Source organism: Oceanisphaera psychrotolerans (genome assembly GCF_001870485.1).
GTDB classification, from domain to species: domain Bacteria; phylum Pseudomonadota; class Gammaproteobacteria; order Enterobacterales; family Aeromonadaceae; genus Oceanimonas; species Oceanimonas psychrotolerans.
Genome location: NZ_MDKE01000008.1, coordinates 42114 through 64764 on the forward strand (window position 1 = coordinate 42114; position 22651 = coordinate 64764).

At 57.7% G+C, this 22651-nt stretch carries 20 protein-coding genes and 1 pseudogene; 15 read left to right on the forward strand and 6 right to left on the reverse strand.

Going from position 1 to position 22651, the window contains the following annotated elements; translation table 11 throughout:
• Nucleotides 1–124: 124 nt before the first annotated feature.
• The 3 genes and pseudogenes from BFR47_RS03425 to tusE all read left to right on the forward strand — a co-directional run bounded on the left by BFR47_RS03425 (nt 125) and on the right by tusE (nt 3437).
• Complete coding sequence (locus BFR47_RS03425; RefSeq protein ID WP_071471776.1) at nt 125–784, forward strand: Bax inhibitor-1/YccA family protein; 660 nt, start codon at nt 125–127, stop codon at nt 782–784.
• Nucleotides 785–909: 125 nt separating this feature from the next.
• The gene (yccS, locus tag BFR47_RS03430) at nt 910–3069 is read left to right on the forward strand and encodes a YccS family putative transporter (RefSeq protein ID WP_071471777.1); all 2160 of its coding nucleotides are present in this window, start codon (nt 910–912) and stop codon (nt 3067–3069) included.
• Nucleotides 3070–3108: 39 nt separating this feature from the next.
• A pseudogene (tusE, locus tag BFR47_RS03435) lies at nt 3109–3437 on the forward strand (sulfurtransferase TusE).
• Nucleotides 3438–3541: 104 nt separating this feature from the next.
• On the opposite strand, the gene BFR47_RS03440 reads toward tusE, so the two are convergent.
• Complete coding sequence (locus BFR47_RS03440; RefSeq protein ID WP_071471778.1) at nt 3542–3880, reverse strand: Grx4 family monothiol glutaredoxin; 339 nt, start codon at nt 3878–3880, stop codon at nt 3542–3544.
• A gap of 363 nt (nt 3881–4243) precedes the next feature.
• Here BFR47_RS03440 and sodB point away from each other — a divergent pair, with 363 nt between their 5' ends.
• On the forward strand, nt 4244–4825 hold the full coding sequence (gene sodB / locus BFR47_RS03445; RefSeq protein ID WP_071471779.1) for a superoxide dismutase [Fe]: 582 nt from the start codon (nt 4244–4246) through the stop codon (nt 4823–4825).
• 182 nt (nt 4826–5007) lie between these two features.
• On the opposite strand, the gene BFR47_RS03450 is transcribed toward sodB, so the two are convergent.
• Nucleotides 5008–5472, reverse strand: a complete 465-nt coding sequence (locus tag BFR47_RS03450) for a hypothetical protein (protein ID WP_071471780.1) — start codon at nt 5470–5472, stop codon at nt 5008–5010.
• A 282-nt stretch (nt 5473–5754) separates the two neighbouring features.
• Here BFR47_RS03450 and BFR47_RS03455 point away from each other — a divergent pair, with 282 nt between their 5' ends.
• Genes BFR47_RS03455 through BFR47_RS03470 form a run of 5 tightly spaced genes read left to right on the forward strand, consistent with a single transcriptional unit; the run spans nt 5755 to nt 10922 of the window.
• Nucleotides 5755–6303 carry a hypothetical protein gene (locus BFR47_RS03455; protein WP_139215092.1) on the forward strand — a complete coding sequence of 183 codons (549 nt, stop codon included), beginning with the start codon at nt 5755–5757 and terminating at the stop codon, nt 6301–6303.
• A gap of 7 nt (nt 6304–6310) precedes the next feature.
• Complete coding sequence (locus BFR47_RS03460; protein WP_071471782.1) at nt 6311–7423, forward strand: efflux RND transporter periplasmic adaptor subunit; 1113 nt, start codon at nt 6311–6313, stop codon at nt 7421–7423.
• 8 nt (nt 7424–7431) lie between these two features.
• Nucleotides 7432–8763 carry an efflux RND transporter permease subunit gene (locus tag BFR47_RS18965; RefSeq protein ID WP_281245929.1) on the forward strand — a complete coding sequence of 444 codons (1332 nt, stop codon included), beginning with the start codon at nt 7432–7434 and terminating at the stop codon, nt 8761–8763.
• Nucleotides 8757–10532 (forward strand): efflux RND transporter permease subunit, encoded by a 1776-nt coding sequence (locus BFR47_RS18970; protein ID WP_281245930.1) that lies wholly within the window; start codon nt 8757–8759, stop codon nt 10530–10532. The genes BFR47_RS18965 and BFR47_RS18970 overlap by 7 nt, the downstream gene beginning before the upstream one ends.
• Nucleotides 10533–10556: 24 nt before the next feature.
• A complete protein-coding gene (locus BFR47_RS03470; RefSeq protein ID WP_071471783.1) occupies nt 10557–10922 on the forward strand; it encodes a hypothetical protein in 366 nt (121 codons plus the stop codon).
• Between the two features lie 275 nt (nt 10923–11197).
• Here the strand turns inward: BFR47_RS03470 and merA are convergent, their stop codons facing one another.
• Nucleotides 11198–12604: a mercury(II) reductase gene (gene merA / locus BFR47_RS03475; protein ID WP_071471784.1), complete on the reverse strand. Its 1407-nt coding sequence runs from the start codon at nt 12602–12604 to the stop codon at nt 11198–11200.
• Entirely contained in the window at nt 12597–12854 is a 258-nt protein-coding gene (gene merF / locus BFR47_RS03480; protein WP_071471785.1) for a mercury resistance system transport protein MerF, read from the reverse strand. The genes merA and merF overlap by 8 nt, the downstream gene beginning before the upstream one ends.
• Nucleotides 12855–13049: 195 nt before the next feature.
• On the opposite strand from merF, the gene merR reads away from it, so the two are divergent.
• From merR to pyk, 4 genes are all read left to right on the forward strand, one after another.
• Nucleotides 13050–13484, forward strand: a complete 435-nt coding sequence (merR, locus tag BFR47_RS03485; protein ID WP_071471786.1) for a mercury resistance transcriptional regulator MerR — start codon at nt 13050–13052, stop codon at nt 13482–13484.
• A 291-nt stretch (nt 13485–13775) separates the two neighbouring features.
• Nucleotides 13776–15098: a 30S ribosomal protein S12 methylthiotransferase RimO gene (gene rimO, locus BFR47_RS03490; RefSeq protein WP_071471787.1), complete on the forward strand. Its 1323-nt coding sequence runs from the start codon at nt 13776–13778 to the stop codon at nt 15096–15098.
• A gap of 252 nt (nt 15099–15350) precedes the next feature.
• A complete protein-coding gene (locus BFR47_RS03495) occupies nt 15351–16202 on the forward strand; it encodes a MurR/RpiR family transcriptional regulator (RefSeq protein WP_071471788.1) in 852 nt (283 codons plus the stop codon).
• 288 nt (nt 16203–16490) lie between these two features.
• Nucleotides 16491–17930 (forward strand): pyruvate kinase, encoded by a 1440-nt coding sequence (gene pyk / locus BFR47_RS03500; RefSeq protein WP_071471789.1) that lies wholly within the window; start codon nt 16491–16493, stop codon nt 17928–17930.
• Nucleotides 17931–18006: 76 nt separating this feature from the next.
• On the opposite strand, the gene BFR47_RS03505 is transcribed toward pyk, so the two are convergent.
• Both BFR47_RS03505 and psrA read right to left on the reverse strand, forming a co-directional pair.
• Nucleotides 18007–20277, reverse strand: a complete 2271-nt coding sequence (locus BFR47_RS03505; RefSeq protein ID WP_083398989.1) for an acyl-CoA dehydrogenase — start codon at nt 20275–20277, stop codon at nt 18007–18009.
• 31 nt (nt 20278–20308) lie between these two features.
• Nucleotides 20309–20938, reverse strand: a complete 630-nt coding sequence (psrA, locus tag BFR47_RS03510) for a TetR family transcriptional repressor PsrA (RefSeq protein ID WP_071471791.1) — start codon at nt 20936–20938, stop codon at nt 20309–20311.
• A 231-nt stretch (nt 20939–21169) separates the two neighbouring features.
• Between psrA and rsmS the strand changes: the two genes are divergently transcribed.
• Entirely contained in the window at nt 21170–21331 is a 162-nt protein-coding gene (gene rsmS / locus BFR47_RS03515; RefSeq protein ID WP_071471792.1) for a pleiotropic regulatory protein RsmS, read from the forward strand.
• Between the two features lie 116 nt (nt 21332–21447).
• Nucleotides 21448–22512, forward strand: coding sequence for an AI-2E family transporter (locus BFR47_RS03520; protein ID WP_071471800.1), 1065 nt, complete (start codon nt 21448–21450; stop codon nt 22510–22512).
• Nucleotides 22513–22651 lie beyond the last annotated feature (139 nt).

Consider the following 22651-nt stretch of genomic DNA (forward strand, 5'->3'; position numbering starts at 1 on the left):
AAAGCTCGACAACCGGGTCATGATATGTCCAAAATGACGTATTATTTTTATGCTGTCCTGTTCTGCTTATTCATTTCGAACACAGATCGAACACAGGTGTTAGACACTTAAAGGAGTCTGAACGATGCGATATAACGATACTCTGTCCCGTACCCAGTCGGGCGCGCTGGCCACCAACAAGGTACTGCGCAACACCTACATGCTGCTGGGCCTGACGTTGGTCGTGGCCTCGCTATCGGCCGGGGTCAGTGCCATGCTGGCCCTGCCCCGCCCGGGTCTGATCATTACCCTGGTCGGCTTTTATGGTCTGATGTACCTGACCGAGCGTAACCGCAACAGCGGCCTGGGCCTGCTGTTCATCTTCGCGTTCACCGCCTTTACCGGTTACACCATAGGGCCCATCATCAACTATTACCTGAGCACCAGCTCCGGTACCGAAACCGTGATGCTGGCGCTGGGTGGCACCGCGCTGACCTTCCTGTCGCTGTCGGCCTATGTGCTGACCACCCGCAAGGACATGTCCTTCCTCGGTGGCATGATGATGGCCGGCTTCGTGGTCCTGCTGGTCGGTATCGTCGCCAACATCTTCCTGGCCCTGCCGGCGCTGAGCCTGGCCCTGAGTGCACTCTTTATCCTGTTCTCGTCCGGTGCCATCCTGATGCAGACCAGTGCCATCATCCACGGCGGTGAGCAGAACTACATCTCCGCCACCGTGACGCTGTATGTGTCCATCTTCAACATTTTCCTCAGCCTGCTGCAACTGCTGGGCCTGAGCCGGGATTAATCGTTGTTGCCCAGCCTCATCCCCTTTAAAAGCCCCTTCGCGGGGCTTTTTTATGTCCGTCAGACCTGTATATCGGCATCGACTCGAGTATCATCGGAGTCAAGTCCGACACCATGAAGCACCCTATGTCACCCGCAATAACCTGGCTCAGGCGAGTCTTTACTGACAGCTATTTCTTTTTCGCTCTCAAAGTGCTGCTGGCCATGTCCAGTATGCTGCTGCCCGGCTGGTGGCTGGATCAGACTCCCGCCGCCGTCACCCTGAGCCTGGGCGCCATGGCCGGGGCGCTGAGCGAGGTGGACCAGGATCCAAAAGGGCGGCTGCGCCATCTGCTGCTGAGCCTGCTGTGCTTTTTCGGCGCCATCACACTGGTCACCCTGCTCATCGACAGTCCCCTGCTGTTCGGTCCCTTGCTGGTGTTCAGCACCTTTGTCCTGATCCTGGTCGGTGCCTGGGGGTCGGCCGCCGGCACCCTGGGGTTCGGCACCCTGCTGGTATCGATCTATGCCATGCAGGGCCATGCCGACAGCCCCTCGTTCTGGTATCAACCGCTACTACTTACTCTGGGCGCGGCCTGGTACGGCCTGTTGTCCTGGCTGGTACTGCTGATCTGGCCCTACAAGCAGGTACACGAGCAACTGGCCCAGAGTTACTTCGCCCTGTCCCGTTATCTGCTGGAGAAATCCCGCTTCTTCGACAGCCCCGAAGAAGAGCATCAGCATCTGCGCCATCAGCTGGCCCAGCTCAATATTCAGCTGGTCAGCGCCCTTGAAAACACCAAGCAGATGCTGAACCGTCGCATTCAGGGACGCGGCAAACAAGAAGAAGAGCTCGGCCGACTGCTGGCACTCTATCTGCTGGTGCAGGATATGCACGAACGCGCCACCTCCAGCCATTATTCCTATCAGCAGCTGAATCAGGATCTGAAGCAGGTCGATGTGCTGACCGGCTACCAGACCCTGCTGGTGGAACTGGGCGAAGCCTGCTACCGGCTGGGTTACGCCATTCTCACCCATAATGCCTATCAGCACAGCAAGCGCATCGCCTGGGAGCTGAGCGCCCTGCAGGATCAACTGGACTACAGCCATCTCAAGCGTCACTACCCTCGATCCCTGCTCAGCCCGATGAAATTTCTGGGCCGCAACATGACGCACCTGCATCAGTCGCTGCTTCGGGCCGAGACCCTGACCCGGCGCCAGCCACTGCCCGAGGCGGTGTCCATCGAGCTGGCCAGTCCGCCGCGGATTCCATTCTGGCCCAAGCTCAAGGCACTGCTACACCCCAACTCCCTGCTGTTCCGCCATGGCATGCGCCTGAGCCTGTGCTTTACCCTGGGCTATGCCCTGATTGCCTCCCTCGAGCTTGAACGCGGCTACTGGATACTGCTGACCATTCTCTTTGTCTGTCAGCCCAGCTTCAGCGCCACCCGCAAACGACTGGTCCAGCGTACCTTGGGTACCCTCGGCGGCATTGTGGTGGGTATCCCCCTGCTGATGCTGTTTCCCTCGGTCGGGGCCCAGCTGGTGATACTGCTGCTGTGTAACTTTATCTTCTTTACCCAGGTCAAGGTTCATTACAGCTGGGCGGTGGGCTTTGTCACCCTGTTCGTACTGCTGGCCTTCAACCTGCAAGGCGCCGTGGACGATCCGGTGTTTCTGCCCCGATTGCTCGACACCCTGACCGGTTGCGCCCTGGCCTTTGTGGCGGTCTGGTTTATCTGGCCCGACTGGCAGCGCCGCCATCTGCCACAGCTGATGGCCGATGCCATGGAAGCCAACGCGCATTATCTCACCGCCATTGCCCGTCAGTTTGCACAGGGTCGGAATGACGAACTCGACTACCGGCTGCCACGCAAGCGGGCTCATCTGGCAGATAATCAACTGGCGCTGACCTGGCAAAATATCCGGGTGGAACCGGTCGCCAGGTACTGGCTGAACCTGTGTTTCGATATCGCCTACCGCAACCATGCGCTGCTGTCGTACCTGTCGACCCTCGGCGCTCACCGCATGCACAGTGCGCCATTACAGGATGAACAGATTCGGCAGCTGGTCGCCCGGTTGCTGGCCTCGGCCCAGGCATTACGCAGCGAAAAGACCCTGCCGACCTACCCTCCGCTGCCCACCACCACGGCCGACGCCGATACCGATACCGACGATGAGTGGCTGATCCTCAGTCAGCAGCTATTGGGTCATATCACCCTGCTGGTGAACGATCTCTACCAGCTGGCCCGGGGCTTTCAGCAGCAAACGCCCACGGAAGATGCACCGGGCCCGAGACTTGGGTAAAATCGCCGGTCAGTGAGAGGACAAAAAAGATGAATCATTATGTTTGAGTTTGAAGGGCGCACCATAGAGACCGATGCTCAGGGCTATCTTAAGCAGCATCAGGACTGGCAGCCGGAGATGGTGACCATTCTGGCCGAACAGGAAGGCATCTCGCTGACCCCGGAACACTGGGAAGTTGTCCGGTTTGTGCGTGACTTTTATCTCAGGTACAACACCTCGCCGGCCATCCGCGCCTGGTGAAAGCCATGGCCAAGGAACTGGGCGAAGAGAAAGGCAACAGCCGTTACCTGTACCGGCTGTTCCCCAAGGGCCCGGCCAAGCAGGCCACCAAGCTTGCCGGCCTGCCCAAACCGGTGAAGTGCATCTAGACAACGCCGTCGGCGTCCAGCCGCAAGCTGGCACAAAAAAGCCCGAATCGATTCGGGCTTTTTCTTATCGCTGAAAGCTTACGGCTTAAAGCTGCCTTTCGGGCTTATTCTTGCTCTGACTTGGGATACTTGGCGGCAGTTTCCTTGATCAGCGGCTGCAGCTCACCCTGCTGGAACATTTCCATGATGATGTCGCAGCCACCAACCAGTTCACCGTCTACCCACAGCTGGGGGAAGGTCGGCCAGTTGGCGTATTTGGGCAGCTCGGCACGAATTTCCGGGTTTTGCAGAATATCAACATAGGCGAAGGGTTCGCCGCAGTTCATCAGTGCCTGAGAAGCCTGGGCAGAAAAGCCGCAGCTGGGAAACTTGGGTGACCCTTTCATATAAAGCAGAATCGGGTTTTCACTGATTTGGGTTTTGATTTTTTCGATTGTGTCCATGGGGCACCTCAGCAGACGGCTGTATGTTAAAAAACATGATTTGTTAAAAGCCCCATTCTACTTTATCCCTCTGCGGTCACAAGAGCAGGACGCCATAAATTGGTATTGGCAATGCATTAACCTGAATCACACCCCGGCATCAACGGCATACCAGATAAACATCGCCGTTTCCGGCCCCTTTCAGCCCCATTGTACCCCTACAAAAGCTGTTGTTGTTTCGCCGTCCGGCAAACTGCTACAATCCTTCCAGCAATTCAGCGGTTTGCGGCTATGAAATGTCGGCCGCCCCGCCATGGAAAGAAAGCAAGTCAGCAATGTCTAGATCAGCCTCAGGCTGACACCATCAAAATGGAGAATATAATAATGGCATTTGAACTTCCCGCTCTGCCTTACGCCAAAAATGCACTGGAACCCCATATCTCTCAGGAAACCCTGGAATTCCACCACGGCAAGCACCACAACTCCTACGTGGTCAACCTGAACAACCTGGTTCCCGGCACCGAGTTCGAAGGCAAATCTCTGGAAGACATCATCAAGACTTCTTCCGGTGGCATCTTCAACAACGCCGCCCAGATCTGGAACCACACCTTCTACTGGAACTGTCTGGCTCCCAACGGTGGCGGCGAGCCTACCGGCGCCCTGGCCGATGCCATCAAGGCCGCTTTCGGTTCTTTCGACGCCTTCAAGGAAGAGTTCACCAAATCCTGTGTGACCAACTTCGGCTCCGGCTGGACCTGGCTGGTGAAGAAAGCCGACGGCTCCGTTGCCATCGCCAACACCTCCAACGCCGGTTGCCCGCTGACCGACAACGCGACTCCGCTGCTGACCTGTGATGTATGGGAACACGCCTACTACATCGACTATCGCAACGTGCGCCCCGACTATGTAAAAGCCTTCTGGGCTCTGGTCAACTGGGAATTCGTGGCAGAAAACTTCGCCAAGTAAGTTCCGGTTAGTTGAAAACACCCCGGCTCGCCGGGGTGTTTTTGTTATTGAGTCTTTTTTAAACACCCCGTTTGGGTGTAAATGCGCCCTCTTTTATTTCTACCCTCTTTAAAGCGAGTTAAGCCCAGTGAGTATGACTGTTCCCCGTATCGGCTTTGTGTCTCTCGGTTGTCCCAGGTAATTCAGACCAATACCCACTTAATGTCCTCACCATAGCGATGGTGGTACTTACTCGTATTTTTTTCCTCAACGTCATGCTCCATCATCTGCTCCATCATCATGTGCATCATGCTCATACGCTGCTCCATCATGCCCATGCGCTCTTCCATCCCCACCATCTGTGACATCCCTTTGCTTCCTGGGCCCATGCCTCCCTGACCGCTCATCATCTGCATCCCTTCCTGCATCTCCTGCATATGAGTCTGCATCAATGCCGTGCGTTTTTCGGGGTCACTTTCCTGTCTGATCTCTGCCATTAGAGCCTGCATCTTTTCCATCTGCTGATGCATGGTCTGCATCTGTTCATGATTCATCATGCCCATCATGGCATCACCCTTGTGCCCCCTTTCCTGCGGGTGATGGCTGTCAGCAAGGACAGGGCCAGCCATCACGGCGGTGACCATCATCATCTTGACCAATCTTTTCATGATATTTTCCTTAGCAGTTTCCTGCTGTCACGGGAACTAACCGGGTAATCCGACCTGGAGTTCTCGGCATAATCCACCCGAATGGAAACCAGATCTGTTCTTCGTGCCTTCCTATGTTCAGTCTAGCTAGGCAGAAGAGCTGCAACGCTTCATTACAAATTTGTCATTATTATCTAGGCTCACGCTCGGGTATGCTTCCGGCGCCAGCGATGGCCACCATATTCGAGTACGTTCCCGGTACACAGGGCCGTCATGACAGCATGAATGAAGGGAGATATTTCATTGTTATCCGCAATTCGTTTAAACCGCCTCTCTGGCCTGGCTCTGTTTCTCTGTGCTCTGATATCCGTAGCTGCGCCTCTGCAAGCCCATGAAGGACACGATCACTCTCCCCCGGAGCAAGCCGGCACGGCCATCACGGCTCCCCGAGCGACCGCCCACAGCGAGCTGTTTGAGCTGGTTGCCGTACCAGACGGAGCCCAGCTCATTATTTATCTGGATCGATGGCAGGATAATGCCCCGGTCGGCGGGGCCACACTGGAGCTGGAAAGCGACAACTGGCAGGCCGAGGCCACCGAGCTGAGCGCAGGTACCTACAGGGTTGAGGCGCCTTTTATCACCGCTCCCGGTCAGTATGAACTGCTGTTTACCATTACCACCGACGATGACCTCGATCTACTGACCACCACCCTGGACATCACCGCCACACCGGTCACCACGGCGGCTGCACATCCGATGCCCATGCTTGCTGTAATGGCTGTCGGCATCGTCATCACGCTGCTGTTGCTGTACCTGCTGTTACGTCGCCTGTACCCGTCTGCCCGGAACTAATCACACCATGAAGATACAGATCCCGATATTAAGTTTAGTGCTGCTGTCTCCCCTGCTGGTACAGGCCCATGGTGACGAAGATCACGGTGCCTCGGGTCATGCCGAGCCTGCCGGAAACCCCGGCGCCATGTTCGCCGGTGACAAACCCCGTCGTCTGCCTGATGGCCGCGTGTTTCTGCCAAAGGAAACCCAGCGCCGGTTGGCGTTGCGAACCCTGGTACCGGAGGAGCGTCTGGTTGCCCGTACCGTGGAACTCAATGGCCATGTGGTAATGGATCCCAATGCCAGTGGCCGGGTCCAGCCTTTGCAGGCCGGACGCCTGATGGCAGGCCCTTCCGGGTTGCCGCTGTTAGGCCAGAAAGTCGCCAGGGGAGAGATACTGGCCCAGGTCACGCCTGCGGTCTCGACCTTCGATCTGGCGACCCATGCCGCCCAAATCGCGGACTGGGAAGCACGCCGTCAACTGGCCGAGAAAGAACTGGCGCGCTTGCGAAAATTGACGACAGTGGTAGCCCGCAAGGAAATAGATGTCGCCGCAGCGGAATTGGCCGGACTGAGCGCCCAGATAAAGGCATTGAAACAGGGGGTGGTCAAACCCGAACTGCTGCTGTCGCCCATCGATGGGGTGATTGCCTCCAGCTCGGTGGTGAACGGACAGGTGGTGGAAAGCAAGGAGATCGTGTTTGAAATCATCGACCCGGCCCGATTACTGATCGAGGCCCAGGTCTATGACCCCAGGGTCGCCAACCGGATTATTTCGGCCAACATCCCCAGCGACACCACGCCCCTTACCTATATCGGCAGTGGCAAAGCCCTGCGTGAAGGCGCGGTTCCTCTGCTGTTCCGGGCGGATAATGCCCGTGATCTGGTGCTAGGGCAATTGCTGAACATCGTCGCCCAAACCGATCAGACCCTGCGCGGCATGCCGCTCCCGGCCTCCGCCATCGTCAAGAATGCGGCCAATGAGCCGGTGGTCTGGCTGCATGTTGACGCCGAGTATTTTGTGGCCGAACCGGTCCAGGTTCAGCCCCTGGATGGTGAGCAGGTGGTCGTGACCGGCCTGCGGGAACAGCAGCGTGTGGTGGTGCAAGGCACCACCCTGCTTAACCAGATCCGTTGAGGGAAAGTATGTTTAGTTGGATAGTCAACACCAGTCTACGTAACCGCCTGATGGTGCTGGTCGTGGCCCTGATACTGATGATATACGGCGGAATTACCGCCTGGCAGATGCCGGTGGATGTGTTCCCGGATCTGAACAAGCCGACCGTGACCATCATGACCGAAGCCGGAGGTATGGCACCGGAAGAAGTCGAGCAGCTGGTCACTTTTCCCTTGGAGACCCGACTCAACGGCATGCCCGGCGTTACCCGGGTTCGCTCCGTGTCCGGTGTGGGCCTCTCCATTGTGTATGCCGAGTTTGACTGGGGATCGGACATCTACCGCAACCGGCAGCTGGTTTCCGAACGGCTCAATGAGATACGGGAACAGTTACCCGCCGGGGTAAGCCCCACCATGGGCCCGATTTCATCCGTGATGGGTGAGATCATGCTGATCGCCTTTCCTGCCGATGGTAACGGGGCAAGTCCGATGCAGGTACGCGAGTATGTGGATTTTATCCTGCGCCCTCGCCTGCTTTCGATCCCGGGTATTGCCCAGGTCATTCCCATCGGTGGCGAGGTCCGGCAATTCCGGGTAGAACCCAACACGGCCCTGATGAATCAGCTGGATATCAGCTTCTCGCAGCTGGACCAGGCGCTGGCGGCGTTTTCCAGTAATACCAGCGGGGGCTTTCTGGAAAAGAATGCCCGTGAATACCTGATCCGCAACCTGGGGCGTACTACCCGGCTGGAAGATCTCAAGAATATCGCGGTGGCGGTGCGCAACGACAACCCCATTCAGCTCAAGCAGATTGCCGAGGTCAAGTTCGCCGCCGCCACCAAGCGGGGCGATGCCGGCTTTAACGGTCATCCGGCCGTGATTGTCAGTGTGCAGAAACAGCCCAATGCCGATACGGTCAGCCTCACCGACGACATCGAGCTGGCCCTGGCGGAACTGCGTCATTCCCTCCCCCCGGGCATGACACCACCGCAGATATCCTTCCGCCAGGCTGACTTTATCGAAGCTTCGATCTTCAACGTGCAGGAAGCTCTGCGCGATGGCGCCATCATGGTGGCGGTGATCCTGTTTCTGTTCCTGCTCAATGTACGTACCACGCTGATCTCGTTGACGGCAATTCCGCTCTCGATGGCAGTCACGGCGTTGGTGTTCAAGCTGATGGGGCTGTCGATCAATGTCATGACCCTGGGCGGACTCGCCATTGCCATCGGCGAACTGGTCGATGATGCGTTGGTGGATGTGGAGAACGTGCTCCGCCGCCTCAAGCAACGCAAACCCCACGGCATTGCCGGATCATCAACACCATCGCCGCCGCCTGTAACGAAGTACGCTCCGGGGTGGTGATTGCCACCCTGGTGGTGGTGCTGGTGTTTGTCCCCCTGTTTGCCTTGCCCGGCATAGAAGGGCGGCTGTTTGTACCACTGGGCATTGCCTATATTACCTCCATTCTCGCCAGTATGGTGGTGGCTTTGACCGTGACCCCGGTCATGTGTTTTTACCTGCTGCCCAGGATGAAACGCATATCTCATGGCGACTCCTTCCTGGTGACATGGCTGAAGAAGTGGGATAAACGCCTGCTACTTGCCAGTTTTGACCATGCCCGGCCCCTGTTGCTGGGTGCCTGTGGCCTGCTGTTGCTGGCCGTCGCCACCGTTCCCTTCTTTCCGCGCGCCTTCCTGCCTGCGTTCAATGAAGGTACCCTGACCATCAGTCTGCTGCTTAACCCGGGCACCTCGCTGGAAGAATCCAACCGCATTGGCCGGCTGGCCGAAACCGCGATTCTGACTGTCCCCGAGGTAAAAAGCGTCGGTCGCCGTACCGGCCGAGCCGAACTGGATGAGCATGCCGAAGGGGTGCACTCCAGCGAGCTGGATGTGGATCTGAAGCCAAGCGAGCGTACGAAAGAAGCAATCATGGCGGATATCCGCGCCCAGCTGGCCCCGCTTCCCGCCGTTGCCCTGCTGGGGCAGCCCATTTCACACCGGCTGGATCATCTGCTGTCCGGGGTGCGGGCCCAGATTGCCATCAAGATCTTCGGGGATGATCTCGATACCCTGCGCGGACAGGCCGCCAGTCTGCGTGAACAACTGCTGCTGATACCCGGGCTGACCGATCTGCAAATTGAGAAGCAAGTGCTGATCCCGCAGATCAAAATCCGCCTCGATTATACGAAGGCCGCGTTATACGGCATTTCTCCCGGTCAGCTGCTGTCAAGCCTGGAAACCCTCACCGAGGGGGATACGGTCACCCAGATCATCGACGGCAACAAGCGCTTCAACCTGGTGGTGCGCCTGCCCGACAATGAGCGTAACCCTCAAGGCCTGGCCAACATGCTGATTGACTCCCCCCATGGCAGGATCCCCTTGTCCCGGGTCGCCAGCATAGAGGAAGATGACGGCCCTAATCAGATTGGCCGGGAAAACAGCCGCCGTCGCATCGTGATTGCCGCCAATACCGATGGCTCGGACCTGTCGGCGGTGGTTACGCAGATCCGTCAGACCATCGCCGCCACGCCTTTGCCGGAAGGATACTTCATCAACCTCGAAGGCCAGTTCCAGGCCCAGGAGCAGGCGACCCGGCTGATTGCCCTGCTGTCTTTGGTGTCTTTTTCACTGATCTTCATGGTGCTCTACAGCCGTTACCGTTCATCTCGGCTGGCGCTGATGATCATGGGCAATATTCCCATGGCCCTGATTGGCAGTGTAGCCGCCATGTGGCTGGCGGATATTTCGCTGTCGGTCGCCTCTCTGGTGGGCTTTATCACCCTGACCGGAATAGCCACCCGAAACGGTATTCTCAAGATCAGCCACTACATCAATCTATGTAAATTTGAAGGCGAAACCTTCGGCAAAGACATGATAGTCCGTGGCTCGCTGGAGCGGCTGACACCGGTACTGATGACGGCGCTGGTGGCCGCCTTTGCGCTGTTTCCACTGCTGCTGGCGGCCGATGCACCCGGCAAGGAAATACTGCATCCGGTCGCCGTGGTCATTTTCGGTGGGCTGGTGAGCTCCACCCTGCTGGATACCCTGTTAACACCGCTGATGTTCTGGCTGTACGGACAGGCGCCCCTGAACATGCTGCTTGAAGATAAATCCGATGATGCGTTCTGATAGGTTAACGAAGGAAGATTACCGATGAAAAAACATGTTTTGCTGGCCATCAACCTGCTGTTACCCTGCTGGGTACATGCCCATGGGGATCTCACCCCGCCCCACGGAGGCCTGATCACCGAAGGCAAGGCCATCACAATAGAGCTGGTCGCCCAACCCAATGTGACCAGGGTTTATTTAAGCGACCATGGCACCCCCATCGATGCCTCCGCCGCCAGTGGCGAGCTGATCTTGCTCAGCGGTGGCAAGAAATCACAAATCCCGCTTGCACCTGCCGGAGACAATGCCCTTGAAGGAGCAGGGATCAACCCTGAGCCAAATGCCAAAGCGGTGGTCAGGGTAGATGTACCTGCTGTGGGTAAAGAACAAATCCGCTTTACATGGGAATAAGGCTGGCAGCAGGTAAAACTGCTGCGCGACAGCCAGGAAACATCGGGGTACCAGAAAAGCACTGACAAGGCGCAGGCCCTGCTGATGTCTGGTACCGACACAAGGCCAGGGAGTGCTTACCCGTCGCTCAGCCATTTTTGATATGGGACGAGCTTGGATCCGAATCAACCATGGTGGATAGGCCCCTCACAGGGCTTTGATGGTTTACTGGCCTGCCTGTTTGCGCTGCAATTGCCGCTTTCTCCGCCAGGTTGATTGAAAGGCAAGGAAAGATATCACCCTGCACAGCAGGACAACTGTTTCACATCCCTGGTGAAGGTCTGCGCACAAAGCTTGAGTCCTTCGACCATGGTCAGGTAGGGGAAAAATTCATCGCCGATGGCCTGCACTGTCATGCGGGCGCGGAGTGCCATCACGGCGGTCTGGATGAGCTCACCCGCTTCCCCCGCAACCACCTGGACTCCCAGTAACCGACCTGTATCGCGCTCTGCCACCATCCTGATGAAGCCCCCGGTTTCGAAATTGACCAGCGCACGCGGCACGTTCTCCAAGCCAAGCACTCGGGTATCGACGCTGAAGCCCCGTTTGATGGCCTCGGCTTCGGTCAAGCCAACGGTGGCGACCTGGGGCTCGGTAAACATCACGCCCGGTACGATGCCGAGATCAAGGGACGCTTCTCCCCCCATCATGTTGATGGCTGCCCGGCTGCCCCCCGCAGCCGCGACATAGACGAACTGCGGCTGATCGGTACAGTCACCGGCGGCATATATGCCCGGTACGGTAGTTTGCATGTGATCATCTACCAAAATAGCGCCACGTGCGGTTTCCACGCCGATGCCTTCCAGGTTCAACGCTTCGGTATTGGGTGTTCGTCCGGTGGCCACAAGCAGTTGATCCGCCAGCAATGTCCCGGTGCTGGTGTCTAGCACAAACTCACTGTTAGCGTAGCCCACACGGTTCACCTGGATCTGCTTGAGCACATTAATACCCTCACGCTGAAACGCTGCTTCCACGGCGTCACCCACCGCTGGGTCTTCCCGGGAGAGTAAACGGCTGCGAGCCAGCACCGTGACCTGGCTACCCAATCGGGCAAACGCCTGGGCCAATTCCAAAGCGACAAACCCGGCACCGATCACGATCAGCCGTTCGGGAATGCTGTCCAGTGTCAGCGCACTGGTAGAGCTCAGGTAGGGCGTCTCGGCTAACCCAGGCAACGACGGCTCGGCGGGGCGAGCGCCGGTGCCGATAAAGGCACGATCGAAACGGACGGTCTGCTCGCCGCCTCCATTCAGCTTGACGGTCAGGCTCTCGGCGTCAACAAATCGGGCCTCACCGTTCAGGACCGTGATAGCCGGGTGGTCACGCAATATGCTTTCGTACTTGGCGTCGCGCAATTCATCGACACGCGCCTGCTGTTGCTGGAGCAGCTTCGACCGATCCACCACCGGAGCCTCGGCACTCAACCCGTCGTCGAAGGGACTCTCCTTGCGCAGGTGTGCGACATACGCGGCACGGATCAGTATCTTCGAGGGCACGCAGCCGATATTCACGCAAGTACCACCAATGGTGCTGCGCTCTATCAGAGTAATGCGGGCACCGCGCTCGGCCGCCTTCAGGGCGGCCGCCATCGCCGCCCCGCCGCTTCCGATCACTGCGATATGCGGGTTGTTGTCGTCACTCATGAGGGGAATTCCTTGAATCTGTAGCCGTGTTGTCACAGCAGGCATCGTATTGCCTCTTGCGCCATAGCGCATAAAGGGTCAGGCCGATGAATACGGCCAGGGCTGGAAGCAGGACGTAGTCGAGATAGCCCGTCAGGGCTGCCAGGCCCACGGCACCCAGCAGAATCACCAGGATCGGCGTGAAGCAGCACAACACCACCAGGGCGGTGCCAATCACACTCACACGCAGCAGGGTCTTAGGGTTCTTCATGGTCACTCCCTATCCGTTTCCAAGGACTTCACGGTGAAGGGATATCCGGCATTGCCCGTGGCTAACAGCGCCGCTATCCCCCCAACAGCCAGAGGGCCGTAGCCCGATTTAGAATTCGACATGGCACTTATCCCTTTCATCACCTTGTTCGTTAAGATAAGGTTACTTCCGTAGTCAGCTACGGAGTCAAGGCATATGTCGGATAAATCGAACTCACTGACCATCGGGGGCCTGGCCAAGGCGGCTAATGTGCATGTCGAGACGATCCGCTATTACCAGCGACGAGGACTATTGCAGGAGCCCAAACGTCCTCCCGGCGGTATTCGACGCTATGGTTACGCCGATATCGACAGGTTGATGTTTGTGAAAACGGCGCAGCAGTTGGGCTTTAGCCTCGACGAGATCGGCGACCTGCTCCGGCTGGAAGATGGCACCCACTGTCAGGAAGCCGGTGCTCTCGCCGAGCACAAGTTGAGGGACGTGCGTGAGAAGATCGACAGGCTGGAGAAAATAGAGAAAGTGCTGGCTGAAATGGTCGACCAATGCCACGCACAGCAGGGCGATATCACCTGCCCGCTCATTGCGACATTACATGCTGGAATCGGAGGGACGGGATTCCAAAAAGGTTAGCTCCTCGGGAGTTTGTATAAATTATCCCAGCGAGTGATCCGCGCTTACCTGTATATCCATGTCGACAAGGGCTGTTTGCATGGCCGCAAGCTGAATGACGTTTTTTGAGGCGGAGAACGTCACGGTGGCACGGTAGGCGAAGGCGTGCCTGACAACAAGTGCCCCGTTTATTTCCGTCAATGAAGAAGGTAATTAGGCCCTCAGTGAGACCCTTGATGGTTTACTGTTCTGACCTGCCTGTTTGCGCTACAATTGCCGCCCTCCCCTGTTGATTTGGTCAAAAAACAAGCAATGATAGACAGCAATGTACCCCGCATCGGGTTTGTCAGCCTCGGTTGCCCTAAAAATCTGGTCGACTCCGAGCGAATTCTGACCCAGCTGCGTATTGAAGGTTATGATGTGGTGCCTTCCTACGATGATGCCGATCTGGTGATCGTCAATACTTGTGGTTTTATCGACAGCGCCGTGCAGGAATCCCTGGAAGCGGTGGGCGAGGCCCTGAGTGAAAACGGCAAGGTGATCGTCACCGGCTGTCTGGGCGCCAAGGAAGATCAAATCCGTGAAGTACACCCCAAGGTGCTGGAAATCACCGGTCCTCACTCCTACGAGCAGGTGCTGGAGCACGTGCATCGCTATGTGCCGCGGCCGGAATACAATCCCTTCGTCAACCTGGTACCCGAGCAGGGCGTCAAGCTCACGCCCAAGCATTTCGCCTACCTGAAAATTTCCGAAGGCTGTAACCACAAGTGCACCTTCTGCATCATCCCCTCGATGCGCGGCGATCTGGACAGCCGCCCCATCGGCGATGTGCTGTCCGAAGCCCGCCGCCTGGCCAACGCCGGCGTGAAGGAGCTGCTGGTGATCTCTCAGGACACCTCCGCCTACGGGGTGGATGTGAAGCACAAGACCGGTTTCGCCGACGGCATGCCGGTCAAGACCCATATTCAGGCGCTGTGCGAAGAGCTGGGCAAGATGGGCGTCTGGGTACGGCTGCACTATGTGTACCCCTACCCGCACGTGGATGATTTGATCCCGCTGATGCGCGACGGCAAAATATTGCCTTATCTGGATATTCCGCTGCAGCACGCCAGCCCACGCATCCTCAAGCTGATGAAGCGCCCCGGCGCGGTGGATCGCACCCTGGAGCGCATCCGCAGCTGGCGTGAAATCTGCCCGGAAATCACCATTCGCTCCACCTTTATCGTCGGCTTTCCCGGTGAAACCGAAGAAGATTTCCAGCTGCTGCTCGACTTCATCGAACAGGCCGAGCTGGATCGGGTCGGTTGCTTCACCTACAGCCCGGTAGAGGGTGCTCGCGCCAACGAACTGGCGGATCCGGTGCCGGAAGACGTCAAGCAGGAACGGTTCGAGCGCTTCATGGCGCTGCAGCAGGAAGTGTCCACCCGCAAGCTGGCGCAGAAAGTCGGCAAGGTGGTACAGGTGCTGATCGACGAAGTCGACGAAGAAGGTGCCATCGGTCGTTCCAGCGCCGATGCGCCGGAAATCGACGGGGTGGTCTATCTGAACGGCGAAACCGATCTCATCCCCGGCCAGATGGTACAGGTCACCATCACCCATTCCGACGAGTACGATCTCTGGGGCGAACTGGCCTGATCGCGATTCACCTCATGAAGAGCCCCGGCAACGGGGCTTTTTGTATCCGTAACCTGGTGAACCTTTCATTTCGTTTGTTGCTGAGCAACAACTTTTTTGCTCCGACTTTCAACTTGCAACGGTTTTTTCCGCGCTCCGTCATACTTTGGTCGCGTGAGACTCTCTACTCAACCGATTGTCCTGTATAGTGGTTCCAGTCTTTACGCCGTCCAGGGTCAGTCCTGGCCCGTACCATCGAGCCCGGTAATCCAGATGAATACTCTAGAAAAAATTACAAAAAATATCGAAAGTTTCAGCAAGTCTGAAAGGAAAGTGGCGGAAGTGATCCTCGCCTCCCCGCAAACTGCCATCCATTCCAGCATTGCCACCCTGGCCAAGCTGGCAGATGTGAGCGAGCCCACCGTCAATCGCTTCTGCCGCCGGCTCGATACCAAAGGCTTCCCCGACTTCAAGCTGCATCTGGCCCAGAGCCTGGCCAACGGTACTCCCTATGTAAACCGTCATGTGGAAGAAGATGACGGTCCCGAGTCCTATACCGCCAAAATTTTCGAATCCAGCATGGCCTGTCTCGACTCGGCGCGTAACACCCTGGACCCGCAGGCAGTCAATCGCTGCGTCGATTTGCTGACCCAGGCCAAGAAGCTGTCGTTTTTCGGGCTGGGAGCCTCGTCGGCCGTAGCACACGATGCCATGAACAAGTTTTTCCGCTTCAATGTGCCGGTGCTGTGCTTCGATGACGTGGTGATGATGCGCATGAGCTGCATCAACAGTACGGAAGGCGATGTAGTCGTCCTGATCTCCCACACCGGCCGTACCAAGGCACTGGTCGAAATCGCCCAGCTGGCTCGCCAGAATGATGCCATCGTCATCGGCCTGACCGCCAAAGACTCTCCTCTGGCACGAGAATGCAGCATGGTATTATCGATGGAAGTGCCGGAAGATACCGACGTTTATCTGCCGATGGCCTCACGATTGGCTCAGATGGTACTGATTGACGTGCTGGCCACCGGCTTCATTCTGCGCCGTGGCAGCAAATTCAGAGAGAACCTGCGAAAAGTTAAGGAAGGGATAAAAAACTCACGTTTCGATAACCCCCACCTTTGATTCTGACCAAATGGCCGCTGAACAGCGGCCATTTTTGTGACGCTGTCTACACTTTTCCATTTTCTTCGGTTATTATCGATAACAATTTAATCCACCAAGGATGCAGCACCAGACCGTGAGCAAGCCATTCAACACCAGTCGAACGTCCCACATTACGACTTTCACACCGGCTTCGAAACTCCCGTCTGCAGACACCCATTCTTCCTTTGCTGTTTTTGGTCCGCCCGGCTTGAAACAGCGCATGAATCTGCCCTCTTTATTTGATTTATCTCTCAATTGGAGTCTCTTATGTTAAGACGTACCAAGATAGTTACTACCCTGGGTCCGGCTACCGATCGCGACAATAATCTCGAAGGCATCATCAAGGCCGGCGCCAACGTGGTGCGGATGAATTTTTCCCACGGTACCGCCGAAGATCACCAGGAACGAGCCAACCGGGTACGCGAAATTGCCAGGAAACTGGGCAAACACGTCGCTATTCTGGGCGATCTGCAAGGTCCCAAGATCCGTGTGTCTACCTTCAAGGACGGCAAGATTCACCTGAACATCGGCGACAAGTTCGTGCTGGATGCCGACCTGCCCAAGGGTGCGGGCGATCAGCAGCAAGTCGGTATCGACTATAAAGAGCTGCCCAAAGACGTGAAAGCCGGCGATATCCTGCTGCTCGACGACGGCCGGGTACAGCTGCGGGTGGAAAACGTGGACGGCAACAAGGTACTGACCGAAGTCACCGTGGCCGGCCCCCTGTCCAATAACAAGGGCATCAACAAGAAAGGCGGCGGCCTCTCTGCGCCGGCACTGACCGAGAAAGACAAGGAAGACATCATCACCGCCGCCAAAATCGGTGTCGACTATCTGGCCGTGTCTTTTCCCCGTACCGGTGAAGATATGCGCATCGCGCGTGAACTGGCCCGCGCCGCCGGCAGCAACGCCAAGATGGTTGCCAAGGTAGAACGTGCCGAAGCCGTGGCTACCGATGCCGCCATGGAAGACGTGATCCTGGCCTCCGATGTGGTCATGGTGGCCCGGGGTGACCTGGGGGTTGAAATCGGCGATCCCGAACTGGTCGGCGTACAGAAGAAGCTGATCCGCACTTCCCGCCGCCTGAACCGCGTGGTCATCACCGCCACCCAGATGATGGAATCGATGATCACCGCACCGCTGCCGACCCGGGCCGAAGTCATGGACGTGGCCAATGCCGTGCTGGATGGCACCGATGCGGTCATGCTGTCAGCCGAAACCGCCGCCGGCGACTTTCCGATTGAAACCGTCAAGGCCATGGCCGAAGTCTGTCTGGGTGCCGAAAAACACCCCAGCGTCAATGTGTCCAACCACCGGATGAACTATACCTTCACCTCGGTGGAAGAAACCGTGGCCATGTCCACCATGTATGCGGCCAACCACCTGCAAGGAGTGAAAGCCATCGTCGCGCTGACCCATTCCGGCACCACGCCGCTGCTGATGTCTCGCATCAGCTCCGGCCTGCCGATTTTCTCCCTGTCCGGCGAAGAAAAGACCCTGGCCTGGAGCAACATGTATCGTGGTGTGACCCCGGTTTACTTCAAGCACAGTGAAAGCCAGAGCAACACCGAGATCAGCCGTGAAGCACTGGCGACGCTGAAACAGGCCGGTTACGTGAACAGCGGTGATCTGGTCCTGTTGACCCACGGCGACATGATGGAAGTGGTAGGCAGCACCAACACCTGCAAGATCCTGACCGTCGAATAAGCCTTCTGGTTTATGGATAAAGAAAGCCGTCCTTCGGGACGGCTTTCTTGTTTGGCTCTCGTGCTGTAAACAGACCTCAGGCAACCTCGGACTTGTTGCTGCCCGTCGCTGCCCGGCTCAGCTCGCCGGGTTTGAAGCTGTCGACCGCGATGGCGTTGCGCCGCCGTTCATCGGCCTGCTTCAGCTTCTGCACCTCGGTATCATCGATAATGCCCTGCCCCCTGGCCTGAGCCAGCAGTTCATCGAAGGCCAGCTTGCGCGGCAGGGTGCCGTCCTTTTGCGCCTGACGCAGTTTTTTCTCGATTCCCTGCACCGACACCATGGCCAGAAAGGCGGCTTCCACCTCGCCCAGGCCCGGCTCGTCTGCGGTGGGGACATAACAGAGCGCCGTCAGCCGATCGCGTATTCCACCCGGGATCATCAGCAACTTGCCGATGGCCTGGGCATGTTTGTCCAACGGCTTTTTATAGCGGTTACCCAACGGAAAGATCAGCGCCTTCAGGGTCAACGCCACCGGTCGATTGGGGAAATTCTGGAAGAAACCGTCCAACGCCTCGCCAATCAGGTACAGGTTACGGCTCAGCGCATAATGCACGAACGGCAGTTCGTCGGCGGGGCGACCATTGTCCTCAAAGAACTTGAGGGTGGCGCTCCCCAGATAGAGATGACTCAGCACATCGCCCAACCGGGCCGAGATCATCTCCTTGCGCTTGAGCTCACCGCCCAGCAACAGCATCGACACATCGGCACAGAGTGCCAGCGCCTTGCTCATCCGTGCCAGTTGCCGGTAGTAACACGCCGTTTCACCAGACACCGGGGCGCCGTTGAAACGGGCGCCACTCAGCCCCTGCCAGAGCGCACCGAATACGTTGCCGGTGGCAAAGCCGATGTGCTTGAACAGCAGTCGATCAAAGGCTTCCAGCCCCGCCTGTTTATCCGGGTTGGCGGCCGCCTCCAGCTCCTGCAATACATAAGGATGGCAACGGGTGGCTCCCTGGCCGAAGATCATCAGGTTGCGGGTCAGAATATTGGCCCCCTCCACCGTGATCGCCACCGGGATGCCCATGTAGTTGTGCGCCAGGTAGTTCCTGGGCCCCATCTGGATTGCCTTGCCGGCGTGCACGTCCATGGCGTCATCAAGCACCATCCGGGCCATTTCGGTCATGTGATATTTGGAGATGGCGGTGACGATGGCCGGGCTTTCGTTCAGGTCCAGCGCCCGGGTGGTCAGCCGCCGGGTCGCTTCCAGCTGATAGGTCAGGCCACCGATCCGGGCCAGGGCTTCCTGCACCCCTTCGAACTTGCCGATGGACAAACCGAATTGCTTGCGCACAAAGGCATAGGCGCTGGTGCTGCGTACCGCCAGGTGGCCACTGGCTGTGCCCAGCGCCGGCAGAGAAATACCCCGCCCCGCCGACAGGCATTCCACCAGCATGCGCCAACCCCGGCCCGCATAGTCCGGGCCACCGATGATCCAGTCTATGGGAATGAACACATCCTGGCCGCGCGTGGTGCCGTTCAGAAAAGCCAGCCCCATGGGGAAGTGACGGTCGCCCAGCTCGACTCCCGGGTGGCTGGTCGGTATCAGCGCACAGGTGATGCCAGGCTCCTTCTCACCGCCCAGCAGCCCGTCGGGATCGAACAGTTTGAAGGCCAGTCCCAGCACCGTGGCTCGTGGCGCCAGCGTGATATAACGCTTGTCCCAGTTCAGAAGAATGCCCAGTACCTGCTCGCCATCGTGGTCTCCGTGACATACCACACCGCTGTCGGGAATGGCCCCGGCATCGGAGCCGGCCTCCGGCCCGGTGAGGGCGAAGCAAGGCACCTCGGTGCCCCGGGCCAGGCCCGGCAGCCAGTGGTTTTTCTGCTCATCGGTGCCGTAGTGCATCAACAACTCGCCGGGGCCCAGAGAATTCGGCACCATGACGGTCACGGCGGCACTGACGCTGCGCGACGCGATGCGTGCCACTATGGTGGAGTTGGCATAGGCGGAAAAATCGCGGCCGCCGTAGGATTCAGGGATGATCAGCGAGAAAAAGCCTTCCTGCTTGATGTAATCCCACACCGGCTCGGGCAGCTCCCGTTCATCGTTGACGATATAATGATCGTCCAGCATGGTCAGCAGGGTGTCCACCTGGTTATCGAGAAACTGCTGTTCTTCATCGGTCAGGGTCGAGGGGCCATACGCCATCAGCGTTGACCAGTCCGGCTTGCCGCCGAACAGTTCACCATCCCACCAGACCGAACCGGCTTCCATCGCTTCACGCTCGGTCACCGACAGCGGCGGCAGAATCTTCTTGAAGGTGGCAAAGGCCGGTTCACTGATCCACTTCTTGCGCAAACTCATGTTCCCTCTCCTCATTAACCGGTAGAGTCACTCAACAGGGAGTGGCGCCGACGCCGCTGGCCAGATAAGGAATCACCTTACGCACCAGACCTTCCACATCGATGTCTTCATCGAAATCGGCTTTGGCAATCTCCCGCAGTGCGTCACTCGACGCCATGGTGAATACCACGGTTCCCAGGGTGAAATGCAGTCGCCAGAACACATCGGCCGATGACAACTCAGGCACCGCCTTGTGAATGGCCTGGGTAAAATGCTCCATTACCTCGCCATAATGATTGACGATAAACCAGCGTAAAAATCCCTGATTATCGATATAACCCCGCCCCAACAGTTGCAAAAAGGTTTCGGGTCCCCGACGCTTGATCACCCTGAGCTCCATCAGTGGCGCCACGAAGCAGTCGAATACCTGATGCAGGTTAATGGCGGGCTCTGTAAGCAGTTGCCGCAGCGCCGCATCGACCCTGGGCATGAAAATAGCCAGGTAGCGATCCATCACCGCCTTGATCAGGTCTTTCTTGGAGCCGAAATGATAGTTGACCGAAGCCAGATTAACGTCGGCCGCGCCGGTGATCCGCCGCAGCGAGGTATCGTTGAACCCCTGCTCGGCAAACAACACCTCGGCGGCATTGAGTATCTTCTGCTTGGTGTCTTTTTTGCTCACGATCCGGCCTCGAAATAAAACAACTGTTTAAAATCTACGTTTCATGGTCGATGACTGTCAAGCTGAACCACCGTGATAAATTTTCCCTTTTTGGCACATTTAACGGGAACCTTCCGGCCGTCCCCCGCTCCAATGTAATGCCACTGCAATTAAGCACTAAGTCTTCGCCCAGCCCTGCTGGGCATTTTTTTGCGTACAATAGCGCCTTCGCTGATAGCAGAGGGAGACACAATGAGCCTGGCCGATGCCCCGCCGGAAATTCAACTGGCGGTAGACTTGATTGAACTACTGGAACTCAATGACGTGGATCCGGCCGTTGCCCTGGCGGCGCTGGCCATCGTCAAAACGGACTGTGAACGCAAACTGACACGACCCGTCGAGCCGGGTGAATAACCCGATGGCTCAGACGTTGTCTATTGAAGATGCACCCCGGCGTCCCTCTCGATGATGCTGGCGCATCCACACGCCTGAGGATATGCTCTTGCGCAGTGATGCCTGTCGAGTTCAACATGTTCAATACCTTGCCCGATAACCTGATTTCCCGCTGGCTGCTGATTTTTCTGCTGGTGGTCGCGGTTTACTTTTTCAATGACTTTCTGGTTCCTGTGCTGGGCGCCCTGATCATCGGTTTTGCCAGCTGGCCGCTCTACACCCGGCTGCTGCGGCTGTGCGGGGGCCGGGATATGGTCGCCGCCAGCCTTGCGGTGCTGCTGGTCATGTTGATCCTGGTGGTGCCGCTGTCATTTGCCTTTGCCTACGCCTTCGGAGAAATAAAGGGTTGGGTCGAGCTGCTTATCGAAGTCAACCGGCAGGGGGCAGCCATACCGGAATGGATAAGAGCATTACCCGCCCTGGGCAGCTGGCTGACCCCCTACTGGGATCAATACGTGGCCGAGCCCCAGGCGCTGAGCGAGCTGGTGCGTCTGCTCAGCGGCGAACAACTCGGCAATATCTATCGCTGGATTCTGACCCTCGGCAGCCGGGCCTTTCATCTGTTTCTGATCCTGATTTTCATGCTGATCACCCTGTACTTTATCTACAAGGACGGTCAGGTACTGGCCCGCCAGCTCGATCGGGTGGGCGAGTCGGTACTCGCCGGGCACTGGGCCCGCTTTTCGCGCATGGTGCCGGCCACCGTCAGCTCCACCGTTACCGGCATGGGACTGATCGCCCTAGGTGAAGGCGTGGTACTGGGCATCGCCTACGCCGTGGCCGGGGTCCCTTCACCGGTGGCGCTGGGCATGCTGACCGGCTTCATGGCCCTGGTACCCGGCGGTGCTCCGCTTTCCTTTACCCTGGTGTCGCTCTATCTGGCCGGCTCCGGCGACATGGTGGCAGCCGTGGGGTTGTTCCTGTGGGGATCGATTGAACTCTTTATCGTGGACAAGACCATACGTCCCCGACTGGTGGGCGGCCCGATCAAGCTGCCGTTTCTGCCGACGTTTTTCGGTCTTATCGGCGGAGTCACCACCATGGGTATTGTCGGTCTCTTTGTCGGGCCAGTCCTGATGGCACTGCTGGTTGCCATCTGGCGGGAATGGCTGCACAGCCTGACCCCGGACACCCAGGCATAAAAATACGGGCACGAGACCCGTATTGGTTTGCTGTCAGGTGGTCATACCTGAACAAACAGCCCGGGGAGCGGTCGCGCCCCGGGCTGTTAATCTGTGCCTGCTCTCGCTCAGTTGAAAGAGCGGACGAAACAGACGTCCT